This window comes from Microcoleus sp. Pol7_A1 (assembly GCF_036701085.1).
GTDB classification, from domain to species: domain Bacteria; phylum Cyanobacteriota; class Cyanobacteriia; order Cyanobacteriales; family Microcoleaceae; genus Microcoleus; species Microcoleus asticus.
In genome coordinates, this window is record NZ_JAUBQD010000072.1 from 16,418 (window position 1) to 31,878 (window position 15,461).

8 protein-coding genes and 1 pseudogene are annotated in these 15,461 nt (G+C 43.3%); 4 read left to right on the top strand and 5 right to left on the bottom strand.

What is annotated here, in order from left to right; genetic code table 11:
• Positions 1 to 187 precede the first annotated feature (187 nt).
• Complete coding sequence (locus QUA20_RS27250; protein WP_333192907.1) at positions 188 to 1,036, top strand: DUF1206 domain-containing protein; 849 nt, start codon at positions 188 to 190, stop codon at positions 1,034 to 1,036.
• Between the two features lie 163 nt (positions 1,037 to 1,199).
• On the opposite strand, the gene QUA20_RS27255 is transcribed toward QUA20_RS27250, so the two are convergent.
• Together QUA20_RS27255 and ftsH3 are read right to left on the bottom strand one after the other, a co-directional pair.
• On the bottom strand, positions 1,200 to 1,349 hold the full coding sequence (locus tag QUA20_RS27255) for a hypothetical protein (RefSeq protein ID WP_333192910.1): 150 nt from the start codon (positions 1,347 to 1,349) through the stop codon (positions 1,200 to 1,202).
• 49 nt (positions 1,350 to 1,398) lie between these two features.
• The gene (gene ftsH3, locus QUA20_RS27260) at positions 1,399 to 3,237 is read right to left on the bottom strand and encodes an ATP-dependent zinc metalloprotease FtsH3 (RefSeq protein WP_172187434.1); all 1,839 of its coding nucleotides are present in this window, start codon (positions 3,235 to 3,237) and stop codon (positions 1,399 to 1,401) included.
• Between the two features lie 629 nt (positions 3,238 to 3,866).
• On the opposite strand from ftsH3, the gene QUA20_RS27265 reads away from it, so the two are divergent.
• The 3 genes and pseudogenes from QUA20_RS27265 to QUA20_RS27275 all read left to right on the top strand — a co-directional run.
• The gene (locus QUA20_RS27265; RefSeq protein ID WP_333192914.1) at positions 3,867 to 6,803 is read left to right on the top strand and encodes a glycosyltransferase; all 2,937 of its coding nucleotides are present in this window, start codon (positions 3,867 to 3,869) and stop codon (positions 6,801 to 6,803) included.
• Between the two features lie 24 nt (positions 6,804 to 6,827).
• The gene (locus QUA20_RS27270) at positions 6,828 to 8,156 is read left to right on the top strand and encodes a glycosyltransferase family 1 protein (RefSeq protein WP_333192916.1); all 1,329 of its coding nucleotides are present in this window, start codon (positions 6,828 to 6,830) and stop codon (positions 8,154 to 8,156) included.
• A 25-nt stretch (positions 8,157 to 8,181) separates the two neighbouring features.
• Positions 8,182 to 12,465, top strand: a pseudogene (locus tag QUA20_RS27275) (O-linked N-acetylglucosamine transferase family protein); the annotation flags it as partial.
• Between the two features lie 108 nt (positions 12,466 to 12,573).
• On the opposite strand, the gene QUA20_RS27280 reads toward QUA20_RS27275, so the two are convergent.
• The 3 genes from QUA20_RS27280 to QUA20_RS27290 all read right to left on the bottom strand — a co-directional run bounded on the left by QUA20_RS27280 (position 12,574) and on the right by QUA20_RS27290 (position 15,400).
• Positions 12,574 to 13,779, bottom strand: a complete 1,206-nt coding sequence (locus tag QUA20_RS27280; RefSeq protein WP_333192921.1) for a DGQHR domain-containing protein — start codon at positions 13,777 to 13,779, stop codon at positions 12,574 to 12,576.
• A gap of 2 nt (positions 13,780 to 13,781) precedes the next feature.
• The gene (locus QUA20_RS27285; RefSeq protein WP_333192923.1) at positions 13,782 to 14,657 is read right to left on the bottom strand and encodes an HNH endonuclease; all 876 of its coding nucleotides are present in this window, start codon (positions 14,655 to 14,657) and stop codon (positions 13,782 to 13,784) included.
• Positions 14,658 to 15,124: 467 nt separating this feature from the next.
• On the bottom strand, positions 15,125 to 15,400 hold the full coding sequence (locus QUA20_RS27290; RefSeq protein WP_333192924.1) for a type II toxin-antitoxin system PemK/MazF family toxin: 276 nt from the start codon (positions 15,398 to 15,400) through the stop codon (positions 15,125 to 15,127).
• Positions 15,401 to 15,461: the final 61 nt, after the last annotated feature.

Sequence of the window (15,461 nt, forward strand, 5' to 3'; positions counted from 1 at the left end):
TGCTGAACTTCAGAAATTAATAATAGGAGAACTATTTATACCAACATCCGCCCAAAAAAACCCGATCTTGCTTGTCCTATAACCAAAAATAGGTGAGCGATATGCCTCAGGCACGCTACGCGATCGCAACGGATTTAGTATGATGCACTTACAATACCCAACTCACTCTAAATTATTGTAGAAAAATATGACCGATCGCAACTCACCAACTGATAACATTAAACAATCAGTCCGACGCGCAACCTCTGACTCTTGGTTCGAGCGACTGGCAAGACTGGGATATGCCGCCAAAGGCTTGGTTTACTTTATTATCGGTTTTCTAGCCGCCCAAGCAGCTTTTGGGACTGGCGGTAGAACCACAGATAGCAGCGGTGCCTTAAGCACAATTGTCACCCAACCCTTCGGAAAATTCCTGCTGTTTCTTGTGACAATTGGCATTATTGGGTACGTTATTTTGCAAATTGCTCAAACGATTCTCGACCCGGAACACGCTGGTGAAAAAATGGATGCCAAGCGAATTGCCCAGCGCGTTGGCTATGGTTTTAGTGCGTTAGCTTATTCAGGTTTGGCGCTGACGGCTGTCAAATTAATTATCGGTTCTGGTGGTAACAGCGGCAATGCAACTGAAGATTGGACTGCCCAATTTTTAGCACAACCTTTTGGACGGTGGTTGGTAGGATTGGCAGGGGTAATTGTTATTGGTGTCGGTTTTTATAATCTCTACCAATCTTATAAAGCTAAGTTCCGCCGCCATTTAAAACTCAGTCAAATGAGTCAGGCAGAGCAAACTTGGGCAGTGCGGTTGGGTCGATGTGGTATTGCTGCCCGCAGTATTGTTTTCGTGATTATCGGTATTTTCTTAATTCAAGCTGCCAAACTATCGGATGCCAGTCAAGCTAAAGGATTTGGTGAAGCGCTAGCAATCTTGGCACAACAACCTTTTGGTTCTTGGCTGTTGGGAATTGTCGCTTTAGGTTTGATTGCTTATGGCATATACTCCGCGATCGAAGCTCGTTACCGGCAGATTGTGCATTGAAAAACTGGTGAATTTTCCAGTTAAACTATATTAAATCCCCACTAAGAATGGTTGGTAGTGCGGAGTTTAGTCCGCCGGTCGGAGCGGACTAAATTCCGCACTAACAACCGTTTTTTATTATGGCAATCAATCGGAAACGATCTGATATTATAAGTAAGTCCACTTAATTAAACGTAACATCCAAATCCCCCAAAAGCTTACTGGAGCGGTATTCTTCCTTCTTCCTTTTTCCTTCTTCCTTCTTCCTTCTACTTATCACCAGCCCCCAATCCCAAATAAAAATCGGGGCGATTCCAGACAATCCCAGAATCACCCCAATTACCGATTTTAAACTTTAGATTCAATCCAAAATCCAAAATCAATTAGGCAATAGTTGCCATTTTCACATCGCTATTAGCCAACAAATTTTGCAATTCGTCCGAATCCACAGTTTCCTTTTCAACTAGCATATCTGCCAAAGCATTAAGGACGTGGCGGTTGCCGACGAGTACATCTTTAGCGCGGCGGTAAGCTTGCTCTACCAACAAACGCACTTCATCATCGATCGTCGCTGCGGTTTCTTCGGAGAAATCGCGTTCGGCCATGATATCGCGACCCATGAACATATTCCCTTGCTGGCGACCGAGAGCTACAGGGCCTAGCCGATCGCTCATTCCGAAGCGAGTCACCATTTGCCGCGCTACTCTTGCCACTTGCTGCAAGTCGTTCGAGGCACCGGTTGTCACTTCTTCCTCGCCGAAGACAATCTCTTCAGCAATGCGGCCGCCCAAAGCTACCGCCATTTGATTTTGCAAGTAAGAGCGAGAATACAAGCCAGAATCCATCCGATCTTCGCTCGGTGTGAACCAAGTCAAACCGCCAGCGCGGCCGCGGGGGATAATGCTAATTTTCTGCACCGGGTCGTAGTCGGGCATCAAGGCACCGACTAAAGCGTGACCGGCTTCGTGGTAAGCTACCAAAGTTTTGCGCTTTTCGCTCATCACGCGGTCTTTCTTTTCTGGGCCGGCGAGCACGCGGTCGATCGCGTCGTTGACTTCATCCATCGAGACTTCGGTCAAGTTGCGGCGGGCTGCCAAAATTGCTGCTTCGTTCAGCAAGTTCGCCAAATCGGCACCGGTGAAACCGGGAGTGCGGCGGGCGATTTTCTCCAAGTCCACATCTTTCGACAAAGTTTTGCCGCGGGCGTGAACGTTGAGAATTTCTAGGCGGCCTGAGAAGTCGGGGCGATCGACTACAACTTGGCGATCGAAGCGACCCGGACGCAGCAGCGCGGCATCTAGCACGTCGGGGCGGTTTGTGGCAGCAATCAGAATGATGCCAGTATTGCCCTCAAAGCCGTCCATTTCGGTCAGCAACTGGTTCAGGGTTTGTTCCCGTTCGTCGTTACCGCCGCCCAAACCAGCTCCCCGCTGGCGGCCTACGGCGTCAATTTCATCGATAAATACGATACAAGGAGCGTTCGTTTTAGCTTGTTCAAACAAGTCTCGGACGCGGGAAGCACCGACACCCACGAACATTTCCACAAATTCTGAACCGGAAATCGAGAAGAAGGGAACGCCTGCTTCTCCAGCAACTGCTTTTGCGAGCAAGGTTTTGCCTGTTCCGGGAGGGCCGACCAGCAGCACGCCTTTGGGGATTTTTGCTCCGACTGCGGTGAAGCGGTCTGCATTTTTCAGGAAGTCCACGACTTCTGCGAGCTCTAGCTTGGCTTGTTCGATGCCGGCCACGTCGCCGAAAGTCACCTGAGTTTGTGGCTCCATTTGGACCCTAGCTTTGGATTTGCCGAAGTTCATGGCTTGGTTGCCGGGCCCGTTTTGGGCGCGCCGCACCAGGAAAAACAGTCCCACCAAGAGCAGGATCGGGAAGAACAGGCTGCTGAGGGCTTTTACCCAAAAGCCTTCGTCGCTTTGGGGCAGAACGGAAATGTCTACGTTGTTTTTGGTCAGGATGTTGATCAGTTCGGGGTCGTTCGGCAGGTTAACGATTACCTTGTTGCCGTCCTGAGCTGTAACCAGAGCTTTGCTGCGGTCAGAACTGATATTTATTTTGTCTACTCTCTTGCCTTCGACTTCCTGAATGAATTGACTGTACTTCCAAACTTCCCTACTTGGGGGCTGTTTGTCAAAAAATGCCGTTGCTAAGGCAATGACTACAATAGCCAGCAGTGCGTACAGGCCAGCGTTTCTCCAGCGTTTATTCACCGAGGTCGATCCTCCTAATTTTTAGTCCCTGCGATCTGGGATTTTTTATTTATGTTCATCAATCTTAACGTAATTGTAACTTGTTTGCGGCCGGCAAGTATCTTGTGAAAGAAGAAGGAGTTTAGTTATATAGGAGAGAGGGCTGAGGGCTGGGCTGGGCTTCGGCTGAAGGCTGAGGGCATTTGGAGAATTCCCAAACAGTCACGGACGATCGCACCGCGGCTTCCCAATAGTGCGCTTGTAGGCTAGATTTAATCTGCGATCGATGCGATCGAACTGTCGATCGACCTCTAAAATCTTAGTTGGTTACACCTAAAAAGTTAGTTTGTCAAGGATGCTGAAAATGTTGTGCGAGTGCGAGCTGAGCGTCACTGCTTTGCCGGATGATGCCACTTATCTTAGAAGGGTGAATCTTTATAGGAGCGATCGCCCGAAAAAAAAATTGAAACAAGATCGATGGCAAGTGTCTGCTCTGTAGCGATAGATTGAGCTTAGCACCTTTCCCCATAGGGAACAAGCCAATCGGTAAAAGCGTCTAGTCGGTCAAAGTATTTATTGGGTGAAATAAACTCAATCGCCGAACGCATTTTTCTATTAATATACCTTTATTATTTTACTGGAAATTGTCAATGTCAGACTTGCAAGATACTTTTATTTTCAACGGTCAGCGCCTACAGTACAATCGACTCAAACACAATAATTTTCCGAGTTCTGAGAGAGCAGTAGAAATCCCCATAGCCTGCAATTTTCTGGCCAGATTAAAGGATAAAAGCAGGCTGCTGGAAGTGGGCAACGTGCTGAAACATTATGAAGAACTTATCGATCGAGATCTGGCCGAAATTCAAGCTAGAAGAATTATAGACAAATACGAAATAGCTGATGGAGTAGACAATGTAGATTTAATGGATATTGCACCATCTGAGAAATATAGTGCTATAATTTCCATCTCTACAGTAGAACATATAGGACAAGGAGCTGAACCAAATGAAACTTACGGTGAAAAACTAGAAAAGTGCGATCGAGAAGGGCCTTTAAAGGCGATCGCTAAAATCTACGATTTGCTGGCAGATGGCGGCGAAGCATTGATTACTGTACCCTTTGGCAAACTTCTAGAAAGGGGATGGTTTATCCAGTTCGATCTTGATTACTTGAACCTCTTATTTAAAAAATACAATATTCCGCAAACAGCTATAAATCCCAGTTTTTTAAAGTTAGTCCAAGCCTACTACCGACCTACGCACTGTTCTGTTTGGGTACAAGCAAATCCCCTAGAACTTAGCAACGTAGAATATGATTCGCCTTTTGGTTTTGCCAATGCAATTGCTGTTCTAGAAATCACCAAAGTTCCTTCAAACATCTCTAATTTTACTCTACAAAGCCTTCCCCCAAAAACCGAAAAACTTTTGATAACCAGCAGGCTTTGTGTATACAAAGATTTCCAAACAGATTACTATCAACACTGGATTTCCCAAATGAGGGAGCCTTTTACTCCTCGCCGCAAACAGTGGGAATTCGTGGCCATTGTCCAAGCTTTGCAAGAAAGAAACTTTCTGGGTAAGGGCAAAAAAGGTTTAGGATTTGCTGTTGGAAATGAACCGTTACCGTCTTTGTTTGCTGCTTTGGGCTGTGAAATCACAGCAACCGATCAAAGTATTGATTCCCTGAGCGCCAAACAATGGGGCGAGACAGACCAACTTTGTACAGGGAAACAAGCTCTCAATGTCAAAGGCATTTGTCCGCCAGAACAATTTGACAGATTAGTTGAATTTCGGGAAGTAGATATGAACTACATTCCTGAAGATTTGAAGCTAGGACAGTTTGACTTTATTTGGTCGTCTTGTGCTTTTGAACACATAGGTTCGATCGAAAAAGGGCTGCAATTTGTGCAAAAATCTTTGGCTTGTTTAAAGAGTGGCGGAATTGCGCTTCACACAACAGAATATAATTGTACGTCGAATACAGGTACGCTAGATTTACCCCATTTAGTATTTTACAGGCGTCAAGATATCGATCGACTAATTGAAGAATTAGAGAAGCAAGGACATTGGGTAGAGCCTGTAAACTATGACATGGGCAATCAAGAGCCTGACTTAAAAATAGCAAAGCCACCTTATACTGAGCCGCATCTAAAATTAGAAATGGGAGGTTATGTTGCCACATCTCTGCTTCTGATTATCCACAAAGATTTTCATAAAAAATCAGAAACTTTCAAATTCTCAGCAGTTGGCAGCCAAAAAATAGAAAAACCGCTCAAGATTCTTTACGACATTTCTGTACTCGGATACGGCCATCACGTAACTCGTTCTCGAACTGGTGTTGCCAGAGTTATCGAGAATATCGCATTAGGTCTACTTACCTCAACAGAATTAGAGCTATCTTTTTGTGCCACTCATTCTATAGGAGCCGTCCACAATACCCTGGATTACTTGGAATCGCAGCCAATTTTTAAAGACATACCCTTTGTACATCCCAGCTTTATTTATCAATTGCGCACCAAGCTAATTGAACTTTACATAATGCTGGAAAATCAGAGTAAAGTTTTGATAAATAATGGCAGCGAATCAGAGGCTCTGTCTTTGATAGAAAGTTTAAAAAATCCTCTGGTTCAGGCGATGAATCTCACCGCTAATCATAACTCGATCGATCCCAATATTTTGAGCGAAACAGATATTTTTCACTCAACATTTTATCACATTCCAGACCAAGTAAGGCAAATTAAAAACCTGAAAAAAGTTACCACAATTTACGATTTGATTCCCATTGTCTTGTCGGATTTATTTGTCGGCAAAAACGACGGCGATTATCAGAGAATGGTAATGACATTACAAAGCTTAACTCCTGAAGATTCCGTAATCTGCATCTCTCAAGCTACTAGAAACGACCTACTCAATCATGTCAAAAATCTTGACCCAGCAAAAGTTTCCGTTTCCTACCTAGCAGCTAATCCAGATATATTCTATCCCTGCTATGACACCAACAAAATTGCAGCAATCCGAAAGAAATACTCCATACCTGATGCACAATACATCTTGGGTGTAAGTACGATAGAACCTCGAAAAAACATCCAACACGCCATCCGTTGTTTTGCAAAAGTAGTCCACCAGCAAGGTATTAAAGATTTGTACCTCGTATTAGTTGGTGCTCTCGGCTGGGATTACGAACAAATATTGGCAGAAATATCCCAGAGCAGTTTATCAAAAGACCGGGTGATTATGACTGGTTATGTAGCTGATGAAGATTTAGCGGCACTGTACAGCGGTGCGCTAGCATTTGTTTATCCATCGCTCTATGAAGGTTTTGGTCTTCCACCTTTAGAAGCAATGCAGTGTGGCGTTCCAGTCATTACTTCAAATACCTCATCTCTTCCCGAAGTAGTTGGTGATGCAGGAATTACGATCCATCCTCAAGATGCTGACAGCCTTTGCCACAATATGCTCAAAATTTATAACAGTGCATCTTTGCGAAATGAGATGTCATTAAAGTCGCTGAAACAAGCTCAAAAATTTAGTTGGGACAGGTGTATTCAGGAGACAATTGCTGCCTACAAAATTGCTTTATCTAGCTAAAATATTAATCGATCAGAACCATATATGCAACCATCAAGCCTAGAGCCAATAAAAGTTATCTACGATATTTCAGTCCTGGGACAAGGACATTTGCATTTGCGCGCTCGCACGGGAATTTTTAGAGTAGTTGAAAGTATTGCTGAAGGATTAACCAGCTCGAAAGAATGCGATTTACTGTTTAGCGTAAATCAGTATTTTCAGTTGCTCGATGCTAGCCTCGATTATCTAGAATCTAATCCTAAGTTAGCAAAAGTTCCCCTGCTGCACTCAACTTTTCCCAGAATTTTTTACAAAAAGCTACTCGATACTTACAATCTGGTTGGGTGTCAAATAAAAAATAATGCGGCTAGCAATCCAGGGGAGGATAAGTTATTTTTGGAGGAAGTGAAAAATCATCTAGAAAACACGAGTAAAATGATTGGGGCTTACTCTAATACTCTTGACTCTCGCAGTTTAGATGAAGTAGATATTTTTCACTCTCCCTACGATGAAATACCTGCATCTGTTAAGAGAGGAAAGAAACCGCAAGCATTTCTCACTATTTATGACTTAATCCCGGTTTTATATCCCCAGTTTCTGCTGAGCGAACAAATCCCTTTACTTTACAAAAAAACTTTAGCAAGCATTTCTCAGAAAGACTGGGTGATTTGCATATCGCATTCAACAAAAAACGACCTTTGCAATTATCTAAACATGGACGAGTCGAGAGTTTTCGTCACGCATCTGGCTGCGGAACCGACGGTATTTTACCCCTGCCGCGATGCGGAAAAACTTGCTTCGACTCGGAGCAAATACGGCATTCCAGATGCTCCTTATATTTTGAGTTTGGGTACATTGGAACCTCGGAAAAATCTCGACGGTGCAATTCGCAGTTTTGCTAAACTAATTGAGGAACAAAAGATTAAAGATTTGTATCTGGTGTTAGTGGGTACTCCGGGATGGAAATACGATAAAATTATGGAAGAAGTTTCTAAGCAAAACTTTCTAAAAGAGCGGATATTTTTTACAGGATACGTCCCAGAATCTGATTTGGCAGCGCTTTACAGCAGTGCTTTAGCATTTGTCTATCCGTCGTTTTATGAAGGTTTTGGTTTGCCGCCTCTGGAAGCGATGCAGTGTGGAGTACCGGTGATTACCTCAAATACCTCTTCGCTTCCCGAAGTAGTTGGAGAAGCGGGAATTATGGTAGATCCAAAAGATACCGACGCGCTTTGCCATAGTATGCTGGAAATCTACAACAAATCATCGCTGCGAGAAAGTATGTGTTTAAAATCCTTGGCACAAGCTAAACTTTTTAGCTGGCAAAGGTGCACTGACGAAACTATCGCTGCTTATCGAACTGCTTTATCGTAATTTTACAGGAAATTCACCAATCATGAAAATAGTTATTGACGGCATATTTTTTCAAAGCCAGCAAAAAAGCGGGATTGCTCGCGTTTGGCAGTCTTTGATGGAAGAATGGGTAAAAGACGGTTTTGCTCAGAATATAGTAATGCTCGATCGCGCCGGCACAACACCAAAGATTGCCGGCATTCAATATCGCTCGATTCCAGTTTACGATTACAACAAAACTGATGCTGACAGACAAATGTTGCAGCAAATCTGCGATCGAGAAAATGCAGATTTATTTGTTTCTACCTACTATACAACACCTTTTTCGACGCGATCGGCATTTGTCGCCTACGACATGATACCCGAAGTTACGGGAGGCGACCTGAATAATCCCATGTGGCGAGAAAAACATCATGCTATCCGCCAAGCATCTTCCTACATCGCCATTTCCCAAAACACGGCCCGCGACTTAGTAAAGTTTTTTCCCGAAATATCTCCCGCATCAATTACTGTCGCTCACTGCGGCATTCAAAAACATTTTTATCCTTCTAGTATACCAGAAATAGAAGCATTTAAAACTGCACACCGGATTGATAAACCCTACTTTTTAATAGTTGGAGAAAGATTGGGGTTCAACGGTTATAAAAATACAATTACTTTTTTTCAAGCTTTATCGAGACTCAGCAGCAAGTCGGGATTTGATGTTGTTTGTACTAGCGGTCAACCTTCGCTAGAGCCTACATTACAACCGTACACTGCTGGTTTAAACGTCCACCTGCTGTATTTGGGCGACGATGAATTAAGAGCGGCTTACTCGGGTGCGATCGCCCTCATATTTCCGTCCAAGTATGAAGGTTTCGGGCTGCCAATATTGGAAGCAATGACTTGCGGTTGTCCCGTCGTCACTTCTCCCAACAGCTCGATTCCAGAAGTAGGAGGCGAAGCAGCATTTTATGTAGGTGAAAATGATGTTAATGCACTGGGAAATGCCCTGCTAGACGTGCAAAAACCGGATATTCGTAGGTCGTTAATTGCTGCCGGACTTGGGCAATCCCGCAAATTTTCTTGGTCAAAAATGGCAACAACAGTTAGTTCAGCGTTGATGCAAGCCTGCGGCAGCGGACAGCAAATCCCGGCAAAATCGCCGGAAGCTCCAATCTTATTGTCAAGCATTATCGAGCAATACCAGAAAAATCCGACCGATTTATCCGCACTAGCAAATGCCCGCCAAGCTAGAAAACAAATTGCTGCTATCTGGCTGAATGTACCAGTCGAACAAGTTGCAAGTGCCTTTGCAGGCGATCCAGGCAAACACCACCAAGCGCTGCTGGCTAGCGAGATTAGAGATGAAGCGCTAACCGATACAGAAGAGAGTTTTGCGAGCGAATTAGCCGCCAATGTGGCGAAAGGATTTAACGAGCCAAAAGCCATCAATTACCTGCTCGCAGCCATGCTGTACCGTCGCGCCCACCAATTGCCGGTCAAGTACGATCGCGCTACACTGCCTAATTGGTTCGCCAACGAATATCTCAAATTCATGTTTACTTGTCCCAACCTATTCCAAACCAGAGGAGAAGCAGACAGTTACTATCAATTCATCCAAGGCTGGGTGGATTACGTCCACAGCAATATCTTCAAAAATCCCGATTCCCAGCTTTGGCAAAATATAGCTTTATTTTTCTCGCAAGTTGCAAACTTTATCCCGCTGTACTTTACCACGGCAAACCTGCGCGATATTTACACCAAACGGGCGGAAATTATTGAGTTTGCACTCAAAAATCGCGGCTGTTCAATTGATTGTATCTTCCCGGCGCGATCGCCAAATCGGACAAAAATCCGCCTCGGCATCATCAACGACCATTTCGCGCCGCAAACCGAAACCTTCGCTACAATCCCGGTTTTCGAGCATTTAAACCGCGACCAGTTCGAGATTTACCTGTACGCGCTCAACACCAGCGGCCACCAATTAGAACAATACTGTCAAAGTCGGGCCGACAAACTGGTTGCACTCCCCAAAGACTTTGCATCGCAAGTCCAAACAATTCGCGCCGACGACTTAGATATCCTGTTTTTAGGTACGAATTTAACAGCTATTAACAAACCGCTGACTTCACTAGCAATGCACCGTTTAGCGAGGGTACAAACTACCTCTTTCTGTTCCCCGACAACCACCGGAATCCGGCACATGGATTACTACATCGCCGGTCAATTTACCGCGCCGGATGCTAGTTATCAAGAACAATATCGCGAACAGTTGGCTGTTCTCGAAGGCAGCGGTTTTTGTTTCAAATACGCAACAGAGTCGGAAGTAGCTACAGTCAAACCTACGCGCCAAAGTCTCGGAATTTCCGACAAAACAACAGTTTTTATCTCCGGCGCGAACTTCTACAAAATTCTACCTGAATTGAGGGAGATTTGGGTAAAGATTCTAGCTGCTGTACCCGATTCCATCTTGATTTTATATCCCTTCGGGCCGGCTTGGACTCGCACTTATCCAGCCACACCTTTTGTCAACAATATGAACGCTGTATGCGCTAAATACCGCGTGAATAACAACCGCTTGCGGTTCGTAAAACAACTGCCAAGCCGCGCGGATGTCAAAGAATTTTTGCAGCTAGCAGATGTTTATCTCGATTCCTATCCTTACGCTGGGGCAACATCGTTAATTGACCCTTTGCAAGTAGGATTGCCGGCGGTGGTTGTGGAAGGAAATGCTTTGCGGTTCCGCCAAGGTTCGGCGATGCTGCGGGAACTGCAAATGTCTGATTTAATTGCGTATGACGAAGCATCTTACATTCAGCTAGCCGTTACCCTCGGCACTAACCCGCAATTGCGGCAGCAAAAACGGCAGGAAATTCAGCAAAAAATGCAAGGCAATCCGCGCTGTTTTGACAGTGTTGCATACTCTGGGGCGATCGGCAAATTATTCCAAGAACTCTTTGGCAAATGGCAAACCAGCCACCAGGAAGCATCCCGCAGCTTACAGGATAGCATTCCCAAGCAAGCAGATTTGGGCGAGATTCTCTCGAATGCCGTCAAACTTTACCAAAGAAACTCATCAAACATCTCAGCAATATCTGAACTGCGTGAAATCCGCAAACAAATCGCTGATTTTTGGCTGAACATTCCCGCCGAAAACCTTGAAACCGCCTATAAAAGTGCTTCAGGTAACAGCTATCAAATCCTGCTCAAGAGTGGCTTCCAACATCAACCGATGATGGAAAGCGAACAAATATTTTTGCAGGAATTAACCCAGATTAGCAAAGGATTAGTGCATCCGAAAGCTATCAATGCTCTACTGGGTGCGATGCTGTATTTTCCACCGGGAACCATGCGAATTCCCGACGCTCGCAACCGTTTGCCGCACTGGTTAATTGCGGATTACGAACAAGTTTTTGAGACGGAAGCTGCCGTCAAGTCTGAGTCAACTTCTGATTTGCTAGCTCAATACATTCAATCGCCACAATTTTCCAACCAACTGTTAGGATGCGTTAATCTTTACCGCATAGATTCGTCTGACGAATCGGTAGTTTTGGAACTCCGCCAAATCAGAAAACAAATGGCTGATTTTTGGCTGACTCTTCCTTCAGAAAAACTCGAAAATTTTTACCGAGGAGACGTTCGCAGGGGATATCAAGCAATTCTTAGCTGCGGCTTGCAAGCAGAATCAATGACTGAAGCCGAACAGCAGTTTTTGCAGAAATTGACTGAAATTAGCAAAGGGTTGGTGCAGCCTCTAGCTATCAATGCTCTGCTCGGTGCGATGCTGTATTTTGTTCCGGGAAAAATGCGGGTTCCCGATGCTCGCACCCGCTTGCCGCAGTGGTTGCTTGAAGATTACGAAAAGGTGTTTGAAACCGCATTTGCGACAACCGAACAAACACTTGTCAAACAAGATTATCTGCCGCAGTTTCTCAATCAATTAACTGCTGCCGTCAATCTTTATGAAATCGACCCGACGGCTGAATTGGTAATAGCAGATTTGCGGCATATTCGCAAGCAAATTGCCGATTTCTGGCTGAGCGTTTCCGGCGAACAACTGGAACTTTTGTACCGGAGCGATTTTGGCAATGGTTACAAAGCAATGCTCGGCAGCGGGTTTATTAACGAGCCACTGAATGAGAGCGATCGCGAGTTTTTTAACTCGTTGGTTGCTGAGTTGAGTAAAGGGTTTGGAACGCCTAAAGCTGTGAATAATTTGTTGGCGGCGATGCTGTATTGTCGCGCTGGACAGTTGCGGGTTCAGGATGCGAATACTTGTTTGCCTGCGTGGTTGTTGGAGGATTACGAGCAGTTGGTTGAGGGTGCAGTTAAGGTGGCTGTGAAGTAAACGGATCGGGCTGGGCGGGGAGCGGCTCGCCCAGCCCGATCGATTAGTTAGACAATTGGAACTTGATTTTTAAGGGCAAAAGAAGTGCTTCAAATATATGGACATTCTCTATTCCTCTGTTTCAATCAACTCTAAACCATTCATCCAATCCTTGCCTAATTTTGAATTAGTAATTATAGTCTTTAAATCATTTTTTATGATGTCTCTAAAATAGGGAGTGTCTTGAATTCTAAGCTCCCATTTTTTTAGCCAAAATTCTTTAGGTAAACGTTTAATGATATCTAACACTTTTTCTTCAATTTCATCACTTTCAAATACATCTAGTAAATCCATCTCCCAAAAATATACTAATCGGTCAGTGATATACTCATTGAAAGCACTAATATTTGCCTTCGTCATAAATTGATTATTTTTTCCAAAAAGCTCTGGGTAATTTCCTTTCACCGCTCTCCAGGTGGCACAGAAAAACTCGATCAAGGAATCTTCATCATTTTCAAGCACTGTAAATGACTTACGAATATATCGGATTGTTTGTTCTATTGCAGTAATTGGCACTAGCGCATTTTCGTCTGTAATCTCTCTGTTATAAGACCAATCTAATAAATTTTGAAATGGGCTTGATGGAGAATCATTGAGAGACGCAAGTATCAGTGGCTTATCACCATATTTAACACGCGCTCGTACAAGTCGTGTCTCAAGTTCATCTTCATTAAAATCTGCAACAATAGATTTGACATTTTCGGCTGAAACTCGTACTGCTTTATTATTTACTACAATAAACTGGAAAGCTTGTTCTTGACGAGTAGCATCTATTAAGCTAACAACAGTTATTGGTAAATCCTCTTTATAAAAATCAGACATACCATAAAGACGGTGCTGTCCGTCTACAATAAGTGCTGGTTTAGCATCCTCTTGTTCATTGCGTTCAAATGAAAACTCAATAATTCCCCAATTGAGTTGATTATCACAGCCATTTAATATGTTTACAGGCTTTTCTAATGAACTATTTGTTTGAATAATACTTTCGCTAATTTTTGTACTTAAAGAGGTAAACTTTGCTTTGCCTGGATCAAAAGCTATAAGTATACTATTAGGAATTGTATTGATTGAACTAGCCTCTATAAATTTTGTAACTGCACTCGCTCTAGCTTTTCTTAGTACACGCTGCGCTCCTTTTTTGACATCTTTTATTCGTCGAATCCCCAACCACTCTTTCAAATCTTTTGCGCGTGCATTAAAAACAAAAAAACGAGTTACCTTTTCATCTGTGCGCTGTGATATTAAACTGCCAAAATAACACCTGTGTTCAGTCATAACTATCCCCTTATTTTGTGATGTTTTTCGCAAAAAATCTCTATATTTAAGAAATGCCAACTATCATTGGGATTTTTGCGTCCAAATTTTAACTTTCCCGCATCGGCTGCTGATTTTCCACAAATAGAACACTTAAATTCTCTTTTAGCCCATAAAGCCAATTCATATTGCCTGTTCATCTCCGTCGAAAAGTGTTTATCGTTTTCATCACTTACGAGACATATCTTTTCATAATGAAAATCGCTAGCATCTATATGATCGGACTTTTTACCATTACAAGTTGAGCAAGCGACTTCAAGATTAAAATTATCACTTGCACCGCCCATTGTTTGCGGCCATTTATGCTCCACTTCGGCCAAGTTGTATGAGTTTTTTTTTCTGGTATCAAAGTCCAGTTCGTCGCCGTTGTATGAGTCTTTTTTTCTGGTATCAAATTCCAGTTCGCCGCCACAGATATAGCAAGCCTTATTATTATCTCTGGCTCTCTTTCTTATGTTATGTTTAGTGCTGTCTGCTACCTGTGCATTTCTCTTATCCAAACACTGACGAAGTAAGAAAATAATTCGTTCAATAGGCTTTTCCGGGAAGCGCATATCATCCTTCAGGAAAGCTCTCAAATCAGTGATTAATTTTTCATCTCCTTTACCCTCTTTTTTACACTTCCTTTGAAAATAATCAGCGGTTACTATCAGTCGTCTCAATACATAGTTGATGGTGCTATTGTAAACTAAATCTATTAATTCTCCATCAGCTTGCAGAATATAATCAATTCTTGAAATAAAGGAGTCATTTTTGACATCAGCAGGGAAAAGTTTTTTAATAAATTCCCTTAGCTGTTCTCCTGGGTTAATGTTATTTTCATCGACACTTTTTTGCATCGGATAACTCTCTTTGGATTTTCTCTCAAACTCAGATGAATAATCGTTGCTTTTAATTGTAATACTTTCCTTTTTTCGCTTTGCTCTTTCGCTCCTATATTTCAATACGATCCACTACAGATTTCTTGTAGTAATCAATTATCCCAATTTTTCTGCATGACTACATCGCATTTTAATATTTCTTAACTACTATGATGACTCTAGCAGTTCAATTTTCCCTAGTCGAACATTACCCCAAAGCGTTTTCAGAATATCCACCTCATAAAGTATACTGTATGCAATTGGCATATTTCTGGTACATTGTCCCACTGAGCGACTAATTACAACCTAACACTGTTTTAGCCCGATCGCTGGACGGAGAGTGGCTGGCAATCTTTCGGGGAGAAGATGGACAAGCTGCGGCATTGCGCGATTGCCCTTCTTATGCGAAACCCGACAAACAGGAAATATTATACTGTATAGCTGCACTACAACCCTAACCAACCTCGAAGAGATTGCTCCAGTCGCTCAGCATCAGAATCTGCTAATTTGCCAATCGTCCTTACAACTAAGCTTTCATGTACTGTATACAAACCTCGCTTGACTGCTGTAGCCACATTTAACCCTGCTATTGACCATTCAGAAAGTACGAACTCACCCTCCAGTAAGGATGCAGTTTTGCTTGTCAATGGCACAATCATAATGTCTTGAGATACGTGCGGCGCACTCACAACTATTGCTGGTCTTACCTTAGGAATGAAAATTTAATAACATCAGCGATGTATAATAAATAAATGAGTGAATATGAATAGGTTTATGTTTCGG

What these genes read in the sequence shown, in the direction of transcription:
- QUA20_RS27285 (WP_333192923.1), bottom strand. Translation starts at nt 14,657, where the DNA reads ATGCAAAAAAGTGTCGATGAAAATAACATTAACCCAGGAGAACAGCTA.
- QUA20_RS27265 (WP_333192914.1), top strand. Translation starts at nt 3,867, where the DNA reads ATGTCAGACTTGCAAGATACTTTTATTTTCAACGGTCAGCGCCTACAG.
- QUA20_RS27280 (WP_333192921.1), bottom strand. Translation starts at nt 13,779, where the DNA reads ATGACTGAACACAGGTGTTATTTTGGCAGTTTAATATCACAGCGCACA.
- QUA20_RS27250 (WP_333192907.1), top strand. Translation starts at nt 188, where the DNA reads ATGACCGATCGCAACTCACCAACTGATAACATTAAACAATCAGTCCGA.
- QUA20_RS27270 (WP_333192916.1), top strand. Translation starts at nt 6,828, where the DNA reads ATGCAACCATCAAGCCTAGAGCCAATAAAAGTTATCTACGATATTTCA.